General features: G+C 30.3%; 21 protein-coding genes. 1 reads left to right on the top strand and 20 read right to left on the bottom strand.

The genetic code is table 11. The annotated features are described in order from the left end of the window. Positions 1-42: 42 nt before the first annotated feature. The 13 genes from dnaB to BUB34_RS03005 all read right to left on the bottom strand — a co-directional run bounded on the left by dnaB (position 43) and on the right by BUB34_RS03005 (position 10,615). Positions 43-1,371, bottom strand: coding sequence for a replicative DNA helicase (gene dnaB, locus BUB34_RS03065; protein WP_073124137.1), 1,329 nt, complete (start codon positions 1,369-1,371; stop codon positions 43-45). 23 nt (positions 1,372-1,394) lie between these two features. Then, positions 1,395-1,844: a 50S ribosomal protein L9 gene (gene rplI, locus BUB34_RS03060; protein ID WP_073124136.1), complete on the bottom strand. Its 450-nt coding sequence runs from the start codon at positions 1,842-1,844 to the stop codon at positions 1,395-1,397. Further along, the gene (locus BUB34_RS03055) at positions 1,845-3,830 is read right to left on the bottom strand and encodes a DHH family phosphoesterase (protein ID WP_073124134.1); all 1,986 of its coding nucleotides are present in this window, start codon (positions 3,828-3,830) and stop codon (positions 1,845-1,847) included. 10 nt (positions 3,831-3,840) lie between these two features. Further along, positions 3,841-4,794: a DUF2232 domain-containing protein gene (locus BUB34_RS03050; protein WP_073124132.1), complete on the bottom strand. Its 954-nt coding sequence runs from the start codon at positions 4,792-4,794 to the stop codon at positions 3,841-3,843. Positions 4,795-4,801: 7 nt separating this feature from the next. Beyond that, the gene (locus BUB34_RS03045) at positions 4,802-5,122 is read right to left on the bottom strand and encodes a MazG-like family protein (protein ID WP_084120133.1); all 321 of its coding nucleotides are present in this window, start codon (positions 5,120-5,122) and stop codon (positions 4,802-4,804) included. A gap of 96 nt (positions 5,123-5,218) precedes the next feature. After that, positions 5,219-5,446: a 30S ribosomal protein S18 gene (gene rpsR / locus BUB34_RS03040; RefSeq protein WP_073124128.1), complete on the bottom strand. Its 228-nt coding sequence runs from the start codon at positions 5,444-5,446 to the stop codon at positions 5,219-5,221. A gap of 34 nt (positions 5,447-5,480) precedes the next feature. Beyond that, positions 5,481-5,915 (bottom strand): single-stranded DNA-binding protein, encoded by a 435-nt coding sequence (locus tag BUB34_RS03035; protein ID WP_073124127.1) that lies wholly within the window; start codon positions 5,913-5,915, stop codon positions 5,481-5,483. Between the two features lie 36 nt (positions 5,916-5,951). Then, the gene (gene rpsF, locus BUB34_RS03030) at positions 5,952-6,230 is read right to left on the bottom strand and encodes a 30S ribosomal protein S6 (protein ID WP_073124125.1); all 279 of its coding nucleotides are present in this window, start codon (positions 6,228-6,230) and stop codon (positions 5,952-5,954) included. A 349-nt stretch (positions 6,231-6,579) separates the two neighbouring features. Then, positions 6,580-7,782 carry an aminotransferase-like domain-containing protein gene (locus tag BUB34_RS03025; RefSeq protein ID WP_073124123.1) on the bottom strand — a complete coding sequence of 401 codons (1,203 nt, stop codon included), beginning with the start codon at positions 7,780-7,782 and terminating at the stop codon, positions 6,580-6,582. A gap of 96 nt (positions 7,783-7,878) precedes the next feature. Beyond that, positions 7,879-8,064, bottom strand: coding sequence for a DUF951 domain-containing protein (locus BUB34_RS03020; protein ID WP_073124121.1), 186 nt, complete (start codon positions 8,062-8,064; stop codon positions 7,879-7,881). 11 nt (positions 8,065-8,075) lie between these two features. Continuing rightward, a complete protein-coding gene (locus tag BUB34_RS03015; protein ID WP_073124119.1) occupies positions 8,076-8,339 on the bottom strand; it encodes a DUF3343 domain-containing protein in 264 nt (87 codons plus the stop codon). A 109-nt stretch (positions 8,340-8,448) separates the two neighbouring features. Then, a complete protein-coding gene (gene yedF / locus BUB34_RS03010) occupies positions 8,449-9,039 on the bottom strand; it encodes a sulfurtransferase-like selenium metabolism protein YedF (RefSeq protein ID WP_073124117.1) in 591 nt (196 codons plus the stop codon). 283 nt (positions 9,040-9,322) lie between these two features. Beyond that, positions 9,323-10,615: a helix-turn-helix domain-containing protein gene (locus tag BUB34_RS03005; RefSeq protein ID WP_073124115.1), complete on the bottom strand. Its 1,293-nt coding sequence runs from the start codon at positions 10,613-10,615 to the stop codon at positions 9,323-9,325. Positions 10,616-10,822: 207 nt separating this feature from the next. On the opposite strand from BUB34_RS03005, the gene BUB34_RS03000 reads away from it, so the two are divergent. After that, positions 10,823-11,395 (top strand): GerMN domain-containing protein, encoded by a 573-nt coding sequence (locus tag BUB34_RS03000; RefSeq protein ID WP_073124113.1) that lies wholly within the window; start codon positions 10,823-10,825, stop codon positions 11,393-11,395. A gap of 211 nt (positions 11,396-11,606) precedes the next feature. On the opposite strand, the gene BUB34_RS02995 is transcribed toward BUB34_RS03000, so the two are convergent. The 7 genes from BUB34_RS02995 to mnmE all read right to left on the bottom strand — a co-directional run bounded on the left by BUB34_RS02995 (position 11,607) and on the right by mnmE (position 19,517). After that, entirely contained in the window at positions 11,607-12,749 is a 1,143-nt protein-coding gene (locus BUB34_RS02995) for an aminotransferase class V-fold PLP-dependent enzyme (RefSeq protein ID WP_073124111.1), read from the bottom strand. A 28-nt stretch (positions 12,750-12,777) separates the two neighbouring features. After that, entirely contained in the window at positions 12,778-13,647 is an 870-nt protein-coding gene (locus BUB34_RS02990; protein WP_073124109.1) for a ParB/RepB/Spo0J family partition protein, read from the bottom strand. Position 13,648: 1 nt separating this feature from the next. After that, positions 13,649-14,422, bottom strand: coding sequence for a ParA family protein (locus tag BUB34_RS02985; RefSeq protein WP_073124107.1), 774 nt, complete (start codon positions 14,420-14,422; stop codon positions 13,649-13,651). Positions 14,423-14,476: 54 nt separating this feature from the next. Then, a complete protein-coding gene (noc, locus tag BUB34_RS02980) occupies positions 14,477-15,262 on the bottom strand; it encodes a nucleoid occlusion protein (protein ID WP_073124105.1) in 786 nt (261 codons plus the stop codon). 208 nt (positions 15,263-15,470) lie between these two features. After that, positions 15,471-16,190, bottom strand: coding sequence for a 16S rRNA (guanine(527)-N(7))-methyltransferase RsmG (gene rsmG / locus BUB34_RS02975; protein ID WP_073124103.1), 720 nt, complete (start codon positions 16,188-16,190; stop codon positions 15,471-15,473). Further along, a complete protein-coding gene (gene mnmG, locus BUB34_RS02970) occupies positions 16,180-18,078 on the bottom strand; it encodes a tRNA uridine-5-carboxymethylaminomethyl(34) synthesis enzyme MnmG (protein ID WP_073124101.1) in 1,899 nt (632 codons plus the stop codon). Before mnmG ends, rsmG begins: the two co-directional genes overlap by 11 nt. A 59-nt stretch (positions 18,079-18,137) precedes the next feature. Next, entirely contained in the window at positions 18,138-19,517 is a 1,380-nt protein-coding gene (gene mnmE, locus BUB34_RS02965) for a tRNA uridine-5-carboxymethylaminomethyl(34) synthesis GTPase MnmE (RefSeq protein ID WP_073124099.1), read from the bottom strand. Positions 19,518-19,533 lie beyond the last annotated feature (16 nt).

Raw genomic sequence — 19,533 nt, 5'->3', positions numbered from 1 at the left:
CAGAAAGGTTGTTCTGTGGATACATGTGGATATTTCTACATGTTATAACTCTCTTAGTTTATCCCCAAATCTTTGGACTTCACCAAGCCATACTAACTCAACAGCACCAGTTTCTCCATGTCTATTTTTAGCTATTATAATTTCTCCTATATTCTTGCTCTCTGAATCAGGATGGTAATATTCATCTCTATATAAAAACATTACTATATCAGCATCCTGCTCTATAGCTCCAGATTCTCTTAAATCCGATAACATAGGCCTATGGTCAGCCCTTTGCTCTGGGGCACGAGATAGCTGAGATAATGCCACTACAGGACAATCTAATTCCTTAGCTATTTTCTTTAGTGATCTAGATATTTTAGATATTTCTTGCTGTCTACTTTCATTGTTCCCTTCACCCTCCATAAGCTGAAGGTAGTCAATTAAGATTAAATCTAAACCTTTTTCGATTTTTAATTTTCTACACTTTGATCTGAGTTCTGATATAGTTATACCAGGAGTATCATCTATGTGTATTTTTGCCTCAGATAAAACTGCCATAGCATCTATTATTCTAGGCCAATCATTATTATTAAGTGTCCCAGTTTTTATCTTTTTTAATTCTACATTCGATTGTGATGATAGCATACGCTGCACTAATTGTTCTTTTGACATCTCCAAACTAAACACTGCTACAGATGCATCTCCCTTTAGGGCTGCATTTTGAACAAGGTTTAATGAAAATGCTGTTTTCCCCATAGCTGGACGTGCTGCTATAAGTACTAGGTCTGTTCTTTGCAGACCGTTTATTTTTTTATTTAAATCCTTAAAACCAGTTGTTATACCTGTGACATCGCTCTTATTTGTATATAAGTTTTCTATCATATCATAGGTATCCATCAACACTAAATTTATAGGTTTAAAATCATCACTCGTTTTTTCTTGGGATATATCAAATATCTTTTTTTCAGCTTTATCCAAAACATCCTGAATTTTTGTTGTACCATCATATCCCAAACTTATTATGTCATTAGATGCTTTTATAAGCTTTCTAAGCACAGACTTATCTTTTACTATATCTGCATAATATTTTACATTTGAAGTAGTTGGTACTATAGTTGAAAGACTTGTTATATAACTTATCCCTCCAACATCATTTAAGTATCCTTGATTTTTCAATTCCTCTGTTAATGTTATTAAATCTATAGGTTCTCCTTTGTTATTCAAAGATAGCATACATTCATATATAATTTTATGAGCTTCCTTATAAAAATCGCCTGGTTTTATAGTTTCTGTGACTGTTATTATTGCATCTTTGTCAAGCAATATAGACCCTAAAATTGACTGTTCTGATTCCACACTATGTGGAGGGACTCTTGTCATATCCTCCATTTTTAATCACCTCAAGTACACTACTATTGCTTCTCTTTTACATCTACTCTTATTTTAGTTACTACTTTTTGATGTATTTTTATTTCTACGAATCTTGAACCTAATACTCTTATTGGTTCATCTAATATAATTTTTCTCTTATCAACTTCTATACCTTTTTGTTTTTTAAGTTGATCTGCTATATCTTTAGAAGTAATTGATCCAAATAATCTTCCAGCTTCTCCAGCCTTTGAGTATATCTCTATATTTATTTCTTCCATTTTCTTACCTAATTCTACAGCCGCCTCATATTCTTTTTGGCATTTTATTTCATGAGATTTTTTCTTTTCATTTAATTCCTTCATAGATGTGCTATCTGCTTCAACGGCAAACTTCTTAGGTAGTAGGAAGTTTCTTGCGTATCCATCACTTACTTCTTTAACATCACCTTTTTTACCAGTTCCTTTTACATCTTTTAATAATATAACCTTCATTTAGTCTTCCTCCTCTAGATATTCTTCTATTATGTCATGTACCATTTCATATGCTTGTTTTAGAGAAACATCTTTAAGCTGTGCACCAGCTATATCTATATGTCCTCCTCCGCCTAGCTTTTCCATAAGAACATGAACATTTATTTGTCCTAGTGACCTTGCACTTATAAATACCTTATCATTTTTATGACCAAGAACAAATGAAGCCTCTACATCTTTTACGTTTAACAATTCATCTGCTGCTTGAGCTATAACAACATTTATATTTTCAAGCTCTGTTTCAGAGTAGGCTAAGCATATTCTGTTATTAATAATCTTAGTACTTTGTATAATCTCTGCTTTTGTTATAAAGTCCTTTACATCTGAGTTAAACAGTTTTTTTACTTCTATTGTATCAGCCCCAACTTTTCTAAGATACGATGCAGCCTCAAAAGTTCTAACACCTGTCTTAAAGGCGAAATTCTTAGTATCTAAACTTATTCCAGCTAAAAGGCCTTCTGCTGTTAATTTATTTATCTTTACATCCCCTTCCATATACTGAACTAATTCAGTTACCATCTCACAAGTAGATGATACGTATATTTCGTGGAATAAAAGAACTGTATCATTTATAAATTCGACACCTCTTCTATGGTGGTCTATAACCACAACTTTTTCGGATATATCTAGAAGCTTTTCACATTCAGTGAAGTTAGGTCTATGAGTGTCAACTACCACTACTAGAGTGTTTTTTCCGCAATTATCAATTGCTTCATCATGGCTTACAAATATATTTTTATAATAATCACATTCTTTTAATCTTTTTGCAAACATTTCTATTGACTCATTTGCTGAGTTTAATACTATATTCGCTGGTTTGTTACACGACTTACATATATCATAAATACCAACTGCAGCTCCCATAGCATCCATATCAGGGTACTTATGTCCCATTATATAAACATGACTACTTTCTAAGATAACCTCTCTTAGTGCATGACCAATTAGTCTAGATTTAACCTTTGTTTTCTTTTCTACTGCCTTAGATTTTCCTCCATAGAACGTAAACTTGTCTTTCGTTCTTATAACAGCCTGATCCCCACCTCTACCTAGAGCTAAATCTAGTGCTCCTGAGGCAAGTTTTATGTTTTCATTTACTGTATCTCCATCTATACCTATTCCCATACTTATTGTAACAGGAAGATTATTTCCATAGTCAATATGTCTTATAGTATCTAATATAGCGAATTTTCCAGCCTCTAATTTTTTAAGTTCTCTTCTGTTCATAACCAAAAAGAATTTGTCCTTAGATGTCCTTCTTAAGGCTCCCTCTGTACTCGTCTCTAAAGATGTTAATATTTTTTCTACCTCTACATTTATTAAAGGCCTTTTATCTTCATCTGCACTTTTTAGTACTTCATCATATCCATCTATCTGTATCAAAGCCATTACATTTTTTTCTTCATTATAGGCTTTTTCAAGTTTTAAATAATCAGTTTTATCTATCCAATAAAGTATCATCAAATACTTCGCATGTTCTTCTTGATCCTTTTTTATTACATTGTAAACTACTGTATATTGTCTATCTCCGTACTCTACATCTGTATACATTTCCTTGTTTTCATTTAGTACTTTTCTTAAGCTTATATTTTTTATTGTATCTTCGATATTCGTATCCAGTAAATCTTCCTCTCCAACCATATTATAAAATTTGTTGTTATACCATGATATACGACCATCAAACTCAAGTATACACAAAGGTATAGGAAGATTAATTATAGCTTTTTTAGTTGTTTCATCTATATTTAAAGATAGGTCTTGAATATACTTAGTCCATTCTTTTCTTCTAATATTGGTAACTCGCCAATTGTGAAAAACCGAATATAGAAAAATAACAAAAAATACACTGCCTATATATAAATTATAGTAAAGTAAAACTAAACTAGTAATACCAATAATAACTATATATATATTTATTTCTGGCATATTTGTTGATTTATTCCTCATCTCTATCCTCCTATGTGGATTTATAGCTTCTTACCTTTCTAAAATCAATTATACTATCTATCATCCCAACAAAAGATACTCCCATAACCCCAAACAATCCTAGCGTTATACCTGAAAATAATATATTAGTAACTTTGCCTTCTTTAATCCATCTTCTAAAGTAATAGATACAAACCGCTATACCTTGTATTATAAACATTAAGCTAAACACTAACTGCAAATTCATCATTATTAAATCTGTATATAGTTTCGAACCAACAAATTTAATAAATAAAACAAGTAGGTATAGTACAAAAGAAGTCATTACAGCATTCCCTGGAAGATAAAAACCAGTAAATTTTGGTGACTCTACATTCCACTTCATCTTTTTTAGGAAAAATATACTTAAATAGTATGTTATAAATGCAGAAATTGCTCCTTGTAAAAATAACATCATAGGTAACATATTGTTAAAGTAAATCAACAAGTCTTTCGAATTTAAATCTTCTATTAGTTGTGGTTGGTATTCTTTTATACTACTTATTTGTGTATTTATACTACCTTCCAATATTTTCATAAATTCATCTAATAAGTTTACCTTCAATATTAGTTGAGTAATAAGGAAATACAAAACTGTTGATATTACAAAAGCTATAATACCAACATATATAGGTTCTGATATATTCCTACTCTCTCTTTCTATACATACTCTAGTAGCTTTTCCTACTATAATTCCAGGTGCTGCATTAATAATACAAATGCTTAGAGCATATGATACATCTACAAAAATTACTAGTACAAAAAAAGTTATTATTATAGATAATATAGAATATCTATTATCAGTTATCGTACCTATAACAGCATAAATAGCTGGAATCATTATGTTAAATATACTTAATTGTGGTATATATGCCGTTATCAAAGCCAAAGCCATAGCTGCCACGACTATCAATAGTTCTCGAGATAGTCCTTTTTTATTCTTCAATTTGAAATCACTCCCTATTATCTATGTGTTTTTTTAAATTCGATAAGTCTCCATACCATCTTTCAACGCTATGTTCATCATCTATTCCTATTTTTATCTTTTCTTTCACCTTATAATCTATTTCTTTAAAACTTATCCCTAATCTTTTTGCTAACAGATATGTTATCATTATTATATTCGCTAAAGTATCCTGAAGTGCTTCATCTAAAGGTTTTACCCCTCTAAATAATAAATTAAACAAATCGCTTATACTCATCAATAATTCTGTCTTCATCCACTCTATTAATTTTATATTCTTCGTTATATCGGATCCTCTTTCTACTTTCACGGTCTCCCCCCTCCTTAACATATAAACATTATATCATAAATAAGCATATATTTAAGTATATATACAAAAAAACGAGCCAAATGGCTCGTCCTATTATTAGTCTAATGTATATGGTAAAAGTGCTATATTTCTAGCTCTTTTTATTGCTACTGTTAATTCTCTTTGGTGCTTAGCGCAAGTTCCAGATATTCTTCTTGGTAATATTTTACCTCTCTCAGTTATATACTTTTGTAATCTTTGAGTATTTTTGTAATCTATTCTAGCGTCTTTAGAAGCACAGAATTGACAAACTCTTTTTTTCTTACGTCTCTTCTTGTTCATCATGACTTTTTCCCTCCTTTTTTAAAACGGTATATTTTTAAAACGGTATATCGTCATCATCTATAGCCTGGAATCCTTGAGGATCTAATCCTTTTGGTTCGAAGCTAGGCTCAAAGCTTTGAGCGCTTCCTTTATATGAATTTTCCGATTTATTTTTACTATCTAAAAACTGAACCCTATTTGCATTCACTCTAAAACTTCTTCTGTTTTCTCCAGCCTGGTTTTGGTAAGTATCTATTCTTATAGAACCTTGGATAGCTACTAAACTACCTTTACCTATATAGTTTGCACAGTTTTCAGCAGATTTGCCCCAAACTTGTATATCGATAAAGTCTGTTTCTTTTTTGCCATCTTTACCAGTAAACTCTCTATCAACAGCTACTGCAAAATTTGCAACTGGTGTCCCTGTTCCTGCGATGTATCTTAACTCTGGGTCCCTAGTTAATCTACCAACTAATACAACATGGTTCATAATCACACCGCCTATTATTTCGTAAAAGACTAGTTATTAAGCAACAACTATCATGTGTCTTATTACGTTTTCGTTTATCTTTAAGTTTCTATCTATTTCCTTAGGAACTTCTACTCCTGATTTGAAGTTAACTAATACATAATAACCTTCTGTGAACTTAGCTATTGGATAAGCTAACTTCTTAGTTCCCCATGTATCAACTTTAACTACTTCACCTTCAGTAGCTACTACTTCCTTAACTTTGTTTAGTACAGCATCTCTTGATTCTTCATCAACATTTGGCTTTACTACGAAAACTAATTCATAATTTCTCACTATAATTCACCTCCCTTTGGACTTAACGGCTCTATTATCTTAGAGCAGAGAAACGAGAATAAAATCTCATACCCATGTATTTTATCACCTTTATAAAAATGTGTCAATACCTTTGAATTGTAGAAGATAATTTTATTTTTATTAGTATATGTATATCTTTAGCTATTTTGGTAATAATATAATCATATAGCCCCCATAACTTAAATATATTTCATCCCAATTTCCCCAAAAAGAGGGTGGTCATTTGACCACCCTCTTTTTTACACTGAAAATAGTATCTACTAACAATATAGTTAGTGTAAATACAACATTTTCAGATATGTAAAACTATTATATTTTTATAATTTACTTAAGCTTTAGCAGTTTCTCCTATAGCTTCTTTTAAAACTTCAGCTATTTTCTTGATACCTTCAACTATCTTCTCTTCTGGCATATTTGAGTAGTTAAGTCTGAAAGTATTTTCTCTTCCTCCATTAGGGAAGAAAGCTCCACCTGCAACATAAGCAACATTTTTTTCTATACATTTTGGCATTAATTCTTTAGCATTTAAATGACTAGGTATTTCAACCCATGTAAATAATCCACCTTCTGGATGTGTAAATTTAACACCTTCTGGGAATTCTTCTTCCATAGTTTTTAACATTACATCTCTACGTTTTACATAAACTGATTTTATTTTTTCTACATGCTCATCTAGATTGTATACATCCATAAATTTACTAACTTCCATCTGAGATATAGTAGAAGCTTGTAAGTCTGAACCTTGTTTTACAAATACAAACTTACTTAATATTTCTGGAGCTGCACATGTCCATCCTAATCTGTATCCTGGGCAGAATATTTTTGAGAAAGTTCCTAGGAATATTACTAATCCTTTTTCATCTAATGATTTTAAAGATGGTAAAGACTCACCTTCAAATCTTAATTCTCCATAAGGATTGTCCTCTATTACAGGTATTTCATATTTGTTTATTATTTCCATGAATTTTTTACGTCTTTCCATAGGCCAAGTTCTTCCTGTTGGATTTTGGAAATCTGGGATAACATAAATCATTTTTATTCTGTCAGTTGTTTGTATTATTTTTTCTAGCTCTTCCATTATCATTCCTTCATCATCAGTAGGAACATCTACAAACTTAGGACAATATGCTTTAAAAGCGTTTAATGCACCTAAGTAAGAAGGGCTTTCGCATAATACTACGTCACCTTCATCTAAGAATACTTTTCCTGCAAAGTCTAATCCTTGTTGTGATCCACTAGTAACTAATATATCGTCTTTAGTTATATTAGTCATATTCTTTGTATTCATTCTTTCAGCTATTTTTTCTCTTAGTGGAGCAAAACCTTCTGTTGTTGTGTATTGTAGCGCCTGTCTACCTCCCTCTTCAAGTACTGCAACTGAAATCTTCTTCATTTCTTCAACTGGGAATAATTCTGGTGCTGGCATCCCTCCAGCAAATGAAATAACTTCTGGTCTTTCTGTAAGTTTTAAAAGTTCACGTATTTCTGATCCTTTTAATCCATCCATTCTTTTCGCAAATTTAATAGCCATATTAAAGCACCCCCTGAAAATGTTTTCCTATTTTATTATATCAAATTTTTTTATATTAATATAGCTACTTTATACTTTTTAAATGTTATTTTTATGTCATTTTCTAACTATTTTCTTTACTCTTTTTTCTAAAGTCTCTCTATCTAACATTATCATCCTAGAACATTTTTGACACTTTATCTTTATGTCCATTCCTACTCTTGTTATTTCAAATTCTTTACATCCACAAGCGTGTTGTTTTTTTAATTCAACTATATCTCCAATTTTTATATCCATAGGCATACTCTTACCTCCTAATCTATCTGCCTTACTTCTTTTAGCCCATCTTCTAGTTTTTTTATATTATAAATTCCTCTGTATTCAATGTTGTTTTCAGTTAATATATTTTTTATTTTATCTGTATCTTCGTAGTTAAATCTAATTGAAATTCCACAACTTGCGGTTATTTCCCTTGGGGTCGGTAAAGTAACTGCTTTTATATTATTCTCTCCTATAAGCTTATCTGTTCTTATAGCATGGTGAGTTGAGTTGAATGATACTATATACATTTCTTTCATATGCAAGATACCTCTCTTTTGCTAGTAAGTTTATTGTTAATTAAACAAAAGACTGCATATATTAAAAAATAATGCAGCCTAATTTAATCCAATTATTATTCTATAATTCTTATATTGTTATAGTGTTTGCTGAATTTTTCATTGATTCTACTATAGTATACATATTTGTAACTGTACCTACCTGTAGATTTTCTTTTAGACCATAGTAATCTAGACAAGTTCCGCAAGACAGTATTTCAACCCCTGCTTCCTCAAGTATCTTAAGATTTTCTATAGTCGCTTCATTTTCTGCACTTAGTTTTACTCCTCCATTTACAAGAAGTATTTGTTTTGGATAAGGTTTTGTTTCTGTTAGAGTGTAGATAAATCCTTTTATTAGAACTTGTCCTAATTCATCGTTTCCAAGTCCCATTTTATCTGAAGATATATATATACATTTATCTTCTAAGTCACTCTCTTCTTTTTTTTCTATTATAACATTTTCTCCCTTTTTAATCTCTATAGAAATTAAATTTTCTTCTTCTTTTATAACCATAGATTCACAATTTAAAGATTTAGCTAATTTTAATATATTTTCTTTAGCTATGTTGTTATCAACTGTTGTTATAACAACACCTTCTTCTAGTTTTTCTAATTCCTTTTTTGTATTTATAACTGGTTTTGGACAAGCCAATCCTCTAGCATCTACTTCTATAATCATAATATATATCATCCCCTCAAGATTATTAGTTAATTTTTATAAATCTTATAGATCTTTTTACTTAATTTTATCATATATACTATTTTATCTGTTATAGATTATTTCTATTTTCTTAATCGAACTAAAGCTATATCTATTTATATAAAATAGTAAAATCGGCTTCATTTTTTGTGAAATTTTTAATTTTATATCTATTTTTTTTAAATTTTTTCTGTCATTTGTTTATACTTTTCTGTAATATTAGTTGAATTTATATAGTAATTATTATTAAAATTACTATTCTCTATATTATATCTAGATTTTTATACATAAATACTCCTTTTTGGTAATACTCCAATTCTTTTTCTTTTGAACTACCTGAATAAAGTTCCCCTAGTTCAATGTATAAATCGGCAAGAATTTTTGTATCGTTTAAACCTTCAACTATATCTATGCATTTTGATATATATTCAATAGCAACTTCGTAATTATTTTGGGCTTTATAAATATCTGCATAGAATTTTAAAACCCTATACTCATTGTACCTATTTCTACTTTTTATTGATGATGCTAATCCTATTTTACAATACTTTCTTGCTATTTCGAATTCTCCAAGTTCTATATACGCTCTAATCATGTTGCATAAACTATTTATCATATAATCATCTTCATCATTCTTTTTGATATCATATGCTATTTGAGAATACTCTAAAAACTTTTCAGTATTTCCCATTTTTCTATATGTGTCTGCTATAGTTAAATAAATTACTGCTAATTCAGTCTTATTCTCTTCTTTTTCTAATATGGCTAATGCCTTATCAAAGTATTCTCTCGCCTCTTCATACTTTCCTGTATTAAGCATATTGTTAGCTCTTAAGACTAAAACATCCACTTCTTCTTTAGAGTTACCTTGTCTATTAAGTTCTGATATTTTTGCTATATAATCTAGGGATTTTTGAGGTTGGTCAAGCTTTATATAGCAGTATGATATTTTACTATATAAATCTTGATATATACTGATGTCTTCTATTTTACTTTCCCTTAAAACTTCCTCTGCAAAGTTAAAGTGGCTTATAGCTCCATTATAGAATTTCTCATCCATATAGACTTTTCCTATATTTAAGTAACACTTAAATATACTTTCTTTGTCATTGTTTTTTATAAAGAAGTGTAGTGACTTTTCGAAATTAGTTACAGCATCATTGTTGTTGCCTTTTTTTAGATTTATTGTTGCAAGCAAAAAATTGCATTTACCATAGTTTTCAATAAGATTGTATTTCTCACATATACTTAAAACCTCTTTTATTTCTTGTTCTGCTTTTTCTATTTGATTGGATTTTATATATATTTCACTTTTAAGTATCATATTATCAGTTAACTTTTTAGACTGCATTTCTTTAGTTTCCAATAAGTAGTCTACACTTACATCTAACTTTTCTCCCAAATACTCTAATAGTTCATAACTTGTATGTGATTTATCTCTTTCTATATGGCTTATTTGTGCAGCAGTAATCCTATCCCCAGCCAGCTCTTTTAACGTAAGGTTTTTTTCTTTTCTTAATTTTTTTATTTTCTCTCCTAAGCTCAAAATCTCCATATTATTCCCACCTTTTGAAAACATTTTCTTATAATATAATTATAACTTATATTTATTTTAAAAACACTATTTAATTTTGGTCTTTCTTACAGAAAATAGATGTTTTTTTATACTTTATGGAATTTGTTACTATTTTGTATTTATATATAATCATCTTAAGTTTATAATATATATATACACTTTTATTTAAAAGGAGGTAGCAATAAAATGAATAGAAAAATAAGTTTAATGCTTATATGTATATTATCAGCCTCTCTGTTTATAGTTGGATGTGAGAAAAATACTGTTGATAATCAAAGATCTGAAACTAGCAACAGCTCTACACCTACTGAACAACAAAAAAATGAGGAAAATACTCAAGTAAAAGAGGAAGAGAAAACTACTCCTGAGGAGTCTACTAAAGAGGAAACTACTAAAGAAACTACTATATATTCATATAATGTAGATAGTGAAGACCTAATCAAAAATTCAGTTTCACTAGATACAGTTGACGAAAATTCTCTTTTCTCTCAATTACAGTCTTTAGGCGTTATACCTAAAGAAGCTAAGTTAAATTCATTTAAAGTTGAGGATATAGATGGCGTTAAAACGGCACTTATAGATGTTGACTCAAACTTTATGAATACAAATCTAGGAAGTGGAACTGAAGAGTTAATGCTTAATTCTTTTGCACACACTTACATAGATAATATGGGAGTAGGACAAGTAAAGCTTACTGTTGATGGAGAAAACTATCAAAGTGGTCACATAATGCTTGAAGATGGAGATTTCCTAAAATAAAAAAATTTTCTATCTAAAACTTTTATAAGTATAATTTTTTTGAAATGCATGTACGGAAATTATACTTATAAACATTCTAAAAATGAATATAATTTCCTATGCATTATAAAAAATATTTCCCAGGAAAATAATAAATTATAAAGAAGGTATGAATCTAGCAATAGCTATTTTCATACCTTCTTTATAATGCACAAAATTTATATTTTATATATTAATTATTTTCAGATATTTCTTTTAGTGCTTCTATTGCCTTATCTATATCCTCTTTAGTGTTAAAATACCCCAAACTAAATCTAACCGCACCTTGCTTAAGAGTTCCAAGTGTTGTATGAGCTAAAGGAGAACAGTGTATCCCTGATCTAGTTGCTATTTCATATTCGCTATCCAATAAAAATGTAACTTCTCCTGAATCCATATTACCTATATTTATTGATATAACTGCCGCTCTTTTTTTGCTATCTTTTGGTCCGTATATCTTTATATCTGGAACTTCATTTAATCTATCTAACATATACTGGCATAATTCTTCTTCATGCTTTCTTATATTTTCTATTCCCTCTTCAAATATAAATTTAACACCTTCATTAAGTCCTACTATTCCAGGCGTATTATGTGTTCCTGATTCATATTTATCTGGAGTTAGATCAGGTTGATATAACTCCTCTGACTTACTACCTGTTCCACCTTCTTTTAGTATTGATAACTTTAATCCATCCCTTATATACAAAATCCCTGTTCCTTGTGGTCCAAGTAAACACTTGTGTCCTGGGGCTGCTAGCATATCTATATTATTCTCATCTACCTGTATATCATAAACCCCTGCTGTTTGAGATGCATCTACTAAGTATAGTATTCCATGTTTCTTTGCTATTTCTCCAACTGATTTTATATCTATCAAAGTTCCGCTTACATTTGAAGCATGTGTTGTAACTATTAACTTTGTATTTGGTTTTATAGCTTTTTCTATATCTCTACAATCTAGTAATCCCTCTTCGTTGCATTTAACTACTGTATTTTCGACTCCTTTTTCTTCAAGAGCTTTTATTGGTCTTATTACTGAATTATGCTCCATACTTGTAGTTATTACATGATCTTTACTCTCTAGTACACCCTTTATTGCTAAGTTTAAAGAATCTGTTGCATTATGTGTAAAAACGATACTCATAGGATCGCTTATCCCAAACAATCTTGCTATATTTTCCCTTGCATCATATATCTCTCTTGCAGCTTTCATTGCTAATTTATGCCCTGCTCTACCTGGATTTGCACAGTAATTTTTCATACAATCTATGATTGATTCATATACTTTCTCTGGTTTTGGATATGTAGTTGCTGCATTGTCTAAATAAATCATTTTTCTCTTCCTCCTATTTTTATTGTTTTTATTCCATAAGCATAGATACTATGTTATTTAAATCATCCTCAGAGTAGTACTCTATCTCTATTTTACCCTTTTTCTTTCCCTTGGATATATTTACCTTTGTACCAAATACATTTCTCAACTTATCTTCTATATCTGTTATAAATAGATCTTTATCTTTTATTTTTTTACTAATTTCCTTTACGTCACTCTCACTTATTTTTTTAGCTATTCTTTCTGTTTCTCTAACAGATAATCCTTCCTCTGCTATTTTTTTTGCTATTTCTAATTGCAGTTCTGGATCAGAAATTCTAAGTAGAGCTTTTCCATGTCCAGCTGTAATCTTGTTACAACCAATCATATCTGAAACTTCTGGACTTAAGTTTAATAACCTTATAGTGTTAGTTATATGAGGTCTACTTTTACCTATAGCTTCTGAAATCTCTTCTTGAGTAACGTGGTAGTGTTCTATCAAACTTTTATATGCTAATGCTTCTTCTATTGAGTTTAAATCTTCCCTTTGTAAGTTTTCAATAAGGGCTATCTCCATTATTTCTTTCATTGAGATATCTCTTATTACAGCAGGTATTTCCTTCTTTTTAGCCATTTTTGAAGCTCTATATCTTCTTTCACCTGCTATTATCATGTATTTCCCATTTTCATCTTGTTTTACAACTATGGGTTGCAAAACTCCGTAGTTTTTTATAGATTCAGATAAAATCGTTATTTTTTCTTCATCAAATACTCTTCTAGGTTGTTTATCGTTAGGATATACTTTATCTAAGTCTATATTTACAACTTCTTTTTTGTCTATATCTTCTTTTAAGTCAGGTATTAATGCTCCAAGACCTCTTCCTAATCTGTTAGTTCTCTTAGATACTTTATTATCCATTTTATATCACATCCTCCTCTAAATCTATAAACTCTTCGGCTAGTTCCATATAAGCAATTGTCCCCCTACATTTATCATCATAATAAATAACTGGTTTGCCATGACTCGGAGCCTCAGCCAATCTTACATTTCTTGGTATAAGCGTTGTATAAACACTGCCCTTGAAATATTTTTTTACTTCATCCACTACCTGTATAGAAAGATTTGCTCTTCCATCAAACATACTCAAAACTACACCTTGTATATCTATATCTGGGTTTAGTCTTGATTTAACTAGTTTTATAGTCTCCATTAACTGACTTACACCCTCTAATGCATAATATTCACACTGTATAGGTATCAATACGCTATCAACGGCTGTAAGACAGTTTATAGTAAGCATTCCTAGTGACGGTGGACAATCTACAAATATATAATCATAATCTTTCTTTACTTCTTTTATAGCTTTTTTAAGGACATACTCACGATTTTCAATAGATGCAAGTTCTATTTCAGCTCCAGCTAAATCTGTAGCTGATGATACTATATCTACATTCTCAAACTCTGTCTTTATTATAGCATCTTTAATACTTAGATTATCTAACATAACTTCATATATTGTATTTTCAACCGTGGTCTTATCTATTCCATACCCACTTGTTGTATTACCTTGTGGGTCTAAATCTAAAACCAAAGTCTTTTTTCCTTTTTTACCTAAGCTTGCACTTAAATTTACATTGGTAGTAGTCTTACCCACGCCCCCCTTTTGGTTGAATACAGCTATAACTTTGCTCATAAGATTTCCCCCCTTCTAACTTTCCAAAAAAAGATTACTGCTAAGCAGTAATCTTTATTTTTTAGGAATTTTAACAACAACTTCCATATAATCGCCCTTATCTACTTCTTTATACTTAGCTTCAATTCCTGTGTTTAATATAGCATCAAAAGCTTGCTTCATAGTATTTAGGTATATTCTTATACCCATGGCACCCTTTATATTCTGTTTTTTATCAGGTTCTTTCTCTGACTCTAGGTCAAACAAGATGTCACTTATAAGTTTTTCTGTTCTTTTTACTGTTAATTCATTTTTTATTACCCTATCTAAAACATCCTTCATCAAATCCTCAGTTGGTAGTTTAAGAAAAGCTCTTGCATGACGCTCTGTTAAGTTGTTTTCTACAAGCTTAATTTTAACATCATCAGGTAATCTTAATATTCTAAGTTTGTTAGCTATAGTAGATTGATTTTTTCCTAATTTCTCAGCTAACTGTTGTTGAGTAAAGCTATGTTCCTTTATTAAGTTTTCATATCCCATAGCTTCCTCAATAAAGTTTAAATCTTCTCTTTGTAGATTCTCTAAAAGAGCTAAAACTGCTGAAGACTCATCAGACATATTATTTATAATAGCTGGGATTGTCTTAAGATTTTCTAATTTAGCCGCCCTCAACCTTCTTTCCCCTGCAATTAGTTCATATTTATCATCTTTTTCTCTAACTGTTATAGGTTGAAGTATTCCATAAGATCTTATAGAATTACTTAGTTCTTCCAACGAAGCCTGCGAAAATATTTTTCTTGGTTGATATGGATTAGGAACTATATTTTCTATAGGTATCTCCATAACTCTTTTATCTTCCATAACATCCCTCTCTCACTTAAATATAAATATATTTTTAAATTTCTTAATTACATAAGATAATAATTTTCTTATGTTGTTTATAAATTACGTTAATTATATATGATATTTATTTCTTCATATAATTACATAATCCTTTTATTTTATTTATTTTTAATATTATTTAATTTGTTTCTGTAGGAAGTAAATTCAATTATAATCGTTTATACCCCTACTTTATAGGATTTTTTGATGGTTTACCAGCTTTTCTTGGGTATTTTTCTGGTGTATTTTTGATTTTTTTAAATACCAATATATTGTGACTTAAATCAAGCTCTGGCAACTTAACATCTATTTTTTCTACAAACTCTAACCCCATTATTTCTATAGCTTTTTTTGCCTCTTCTAGTTCTAAATTAGCATTTGGACCCTTCAAACAGACAAAGTACCCTCCTAATTTTATAAAAGGTGCACAAAACTCTATCAAAACAGGTAGACCAGCAACAGCTCTAGCAGTTGCAATATCATACTTTTCTCTATAGTTTTCGTCTTTTCCAAAATCTTCTGCTCTTCCATGTATAAATTCTATATCATCTATACCAACTTTAGCACTCACCTCTTGCAAAAAATTAATTCTTTTATTTAGTGAGTCAAGTAGTGTAAGTTTTACATTTTTCAAGCATATTCTCAGTGGTAGACCAGGAAAACCTGCACCTGTGCCAACATCAATTATAGACATACCATCTTTTATATAATTATTAGTTATTGCAGATATAGAATCTAAGAAGTGTTTTATATATACTTCCCTTTCCTCTTCTATCCCTGTAAGGTTCATTTTTTGATTCCAGTCAACTAATACTTCTCTATAAACCTTAAAATCCTGTAGAATTTTGTCATTTACAGATATGCCTAATTCCTCTATACCCTTTCTTAAAATATCTTTATTTTCCATTATTTCCTCCTCTAGTCCTTCTCATTTGCTCTAAATATATAAGAAGTACAGATATATCAGCAGGAGAAACTCCAGATATACGTGATGCCTGTCCTATTGATATAGGCTTTATCTCATCAAGCTTTTGTCTAGCTTCTAATCTAAGACCATCTATAGATGAATAATCTAATTTTTCATCAAGTTTCTTGTTTTCTAACTTTTTAAATTGATCTATCTGCTTTAATTGTTTTTCTATATATCCCTCATACTTAGTTATTACGACACATTGCTCTTTAACTTCATCTGATATTTCTTCTTTTGATCCTTTTCCTATAGCTTCAATTAAATCATATGTCACTTCTGGTCTTTTCAAAAATTCGTATAAAGATAATCCTACCTTGATAGGCGATGCATTTAACTCTTCAAGAAGATGATTTACTTCTTTTGGAGTTACTCTTTCTGTTTTTAATCTTTCAAATTCTTTTTCTACATCACTTTTTTTATTTAAAAATCTACTATATCTATCTTCTTTCACTAGACCTATATCATATCCTTTTTGAGTAAGTCTCATATCTGCATTATCTTGTCTTAGATATAGTCTATATTCCGCTCTTGAAGTAAGCATTCTATATGGTTCATTAGTTCCTTTTGTTACAAGATCATCTAATAATACCCCTATATATGCCTCTGATCTATCTAATATAAAAGGATCCTTACCTTGTATTTTTAGAGCTGCATTTATTCCTGCTATTAGCCCTTGTGCAGCAGCCTCTTCATAACCAGATGTCCCATTAAACTGCCCAGCGCTAAATAGATTTTCTACACCTTTTATTTCTAAACTTATTTTTAGTTGTGTTGGATCCACACAATCGTACTCTATTGCATATGCTGGTCTCATTATCTTGCAATTTTCAAGCCCTTTTACTGTTTTGTACATTTGTTGCTGTATTTCATAAGGTAAACTTGTAGATATACCCTGAATATACATTTCTTTTGTATTTAAGCCCTCTGGTTCTATAAATATTTGATGAGATGGTTTATCATTAAATCTAACTATCTTATCTTCTATAGACGGACAATATCTAGGACCTGTACTATCTATCTTTCCACTATACATAGCAGATCTATTGATATTGTCCAGTATAACCTTGTGAGTTTCCTCTGTTGTTCTAGTCAAATAACATGGTTCTTGATTTTTTTCTATGTTTTCGTTCATAAAAGAAAATGGAGTGACTTTTTTATCCCCTTCTTGTATATCCATCACAGAAAAATCTATGCTATCTTTGTGAACTCTAGCTGGAGTACCCGTTTTAAATCTTCTCATTCTTAGTCCTAATTCTACTAAGTTATCTGTAAGATATTTTGAGTACCCTAATGCATTTGGTCCTTCATAAAAAGACACTTCTCCCATATATATCTTAGAATTCAGGTAAACGCCCGTAGCCAATATAACTGCTTTTGAATTATATTGGCAGCCCAATTTTGTAATAACCCCTGTTACTACATTTCCTTCATGAGTCAACTCTACAACCTCATCCATAACTATGTCTAGGTTAGGCTCATTTTCTAATGTTTTTTTCATTTCTTGATGATACTTAAACTTATCTGCTTGGGTTCTTAGTGAATGAACAGCCGGTCCTTTCGCTGTATTTAACATTCTACTTTGTATATATGTCTTATCTATATTTATTCCCATTTGGCCACCAAGTGCATCTATCTCTTTAACCAGTTGGCCTTTACCTGTTCCTCCGATTGATGGATTACATGGCATTAATGCTATAGAATCTAAAGACATAGTTATTATTAAAGTCTTATGACCCATTCTAGCTGTAGCCAAGGCTGCCTCACAGCCTGCATGTCCCGCTCCAACTACTACAACATCGTATTTACCTGCTTCAAACTTTATCATGTATGGCTCCTTTCTGTTAAACATTAAAAGATGTTTCACGATAAACTACAAAAAAAATATTACTTACCTATGCAGAAGTTTTCAAATATACTATCTAATAAGTCTTCCGTTACAGTGTCTCCATTTATATATCCAAGGTAATCCCATATATTTTTTAAGTCTACTTCAATGAAATCAAAAGGCTTATTTTGATTTATTGCATCTATTGCATCATTTATAGATTTGTATGCCTTATTTAGTGCATCTTTATGTCTTGAGTTTGTGATTACTAAGTCAGATGAGTTTTTAACTTCTCCATTATAAACTAAATCTTCTATCTTGTTTTGTAAAATTTCGATTCCTTCATTGTTTAACGCTGATATTCTTATTATACTATCATTGTCTACATATTGAAGAATTTTTTCTTCTTCTATCTTTTGATTTAAATCAACCTTATTTAATATTAAAATAGCTTTTTTCTTATCTAAGTTCTCAAGAATTTCAAAATCTTCTTCTGATAATTTTCTTGATGAATCTAATACTGCTATCACTAAATCAGCTGTACTAAGAGATTCTCTTGATTTTTTTACGCCTATTTTTTCAACTATATCATCTGTTTCTCTTATTCCTGCTGTATCAACTATTTTTAAAGGTATACCTTTTATATTTACAAATTCTTCTATTACATCTCTAGTTGTACCAGGAATATCAGTAACTATAGCTCTGTTTTCTCCTAATATAGAATTTAGTAGAGATGACTTTCCTACGTTTGGTTTACCCACTATAACTGTTTTTAAACCATCTCTAAATATTTTCCCACTCTCAGCTGTATCATATAATTTCTTTATTTCATCTCTAAGTATTTCTGCTTTATCTTTAAGTGTTTTATATGTTATATGTTCGATATCCTCTTCCGGATAATCTATTGCTACCTCGACATGTGCTAATAATTCTGTAACATTCATTCTTAGTTCTCTTATTTTATTAGAAAGAGTTCCCTCTAGTTGTGTTTGAGCTATTTCATGAGCTTTATCTGTTTTTGATTTTATTACATCTATTATAGCCTCTGCTTGTGATAGATCTATTCTTCCATTTAAAAATGCTCTTTTTGTAAACTCACCCTTTTCTGCAAGTCTAACGTCCTTTGATAAAATTAGTTCTAGTATTTTTTTTACAGAAATAAATCCACCATGACAGTTTATTTCAATAACATCCTCTGCCGTATATGAATTAGGGCCCTTCATATATGCCACTAATACCTCATCTATCACATTTTCATTATCTATAATATTTCCATATATTAATGTTCTCGTCTTATATTCTTCGATCTGCTTTCCAGACATAGATTTAAATATTTCTTGAGCAACTTGAAGTGATCTCTCTCCACTTATTCTTATTATCCCTATACCACCTTCTCCGGGGGCAGTTGCTATAGCCGCTATAGTATCATCTATAAACAAATTTATCACCTCTTTA

This window comes from Asaccharospora irregularis DSM 2635 (genome assembly GCF_900129815.1).
Lineage (GTDB): Bacteria > Bacillota > Clostridia > Peptostreptococcales > Peptostreptococcaceae > Asaccharospora > Asaccharospora irregularis.
The sequence above is the reverse complement of the archived record's forward strand: the minus strand, read 5'-3'. Positions and strand labels throughout refer to the sequence as shown.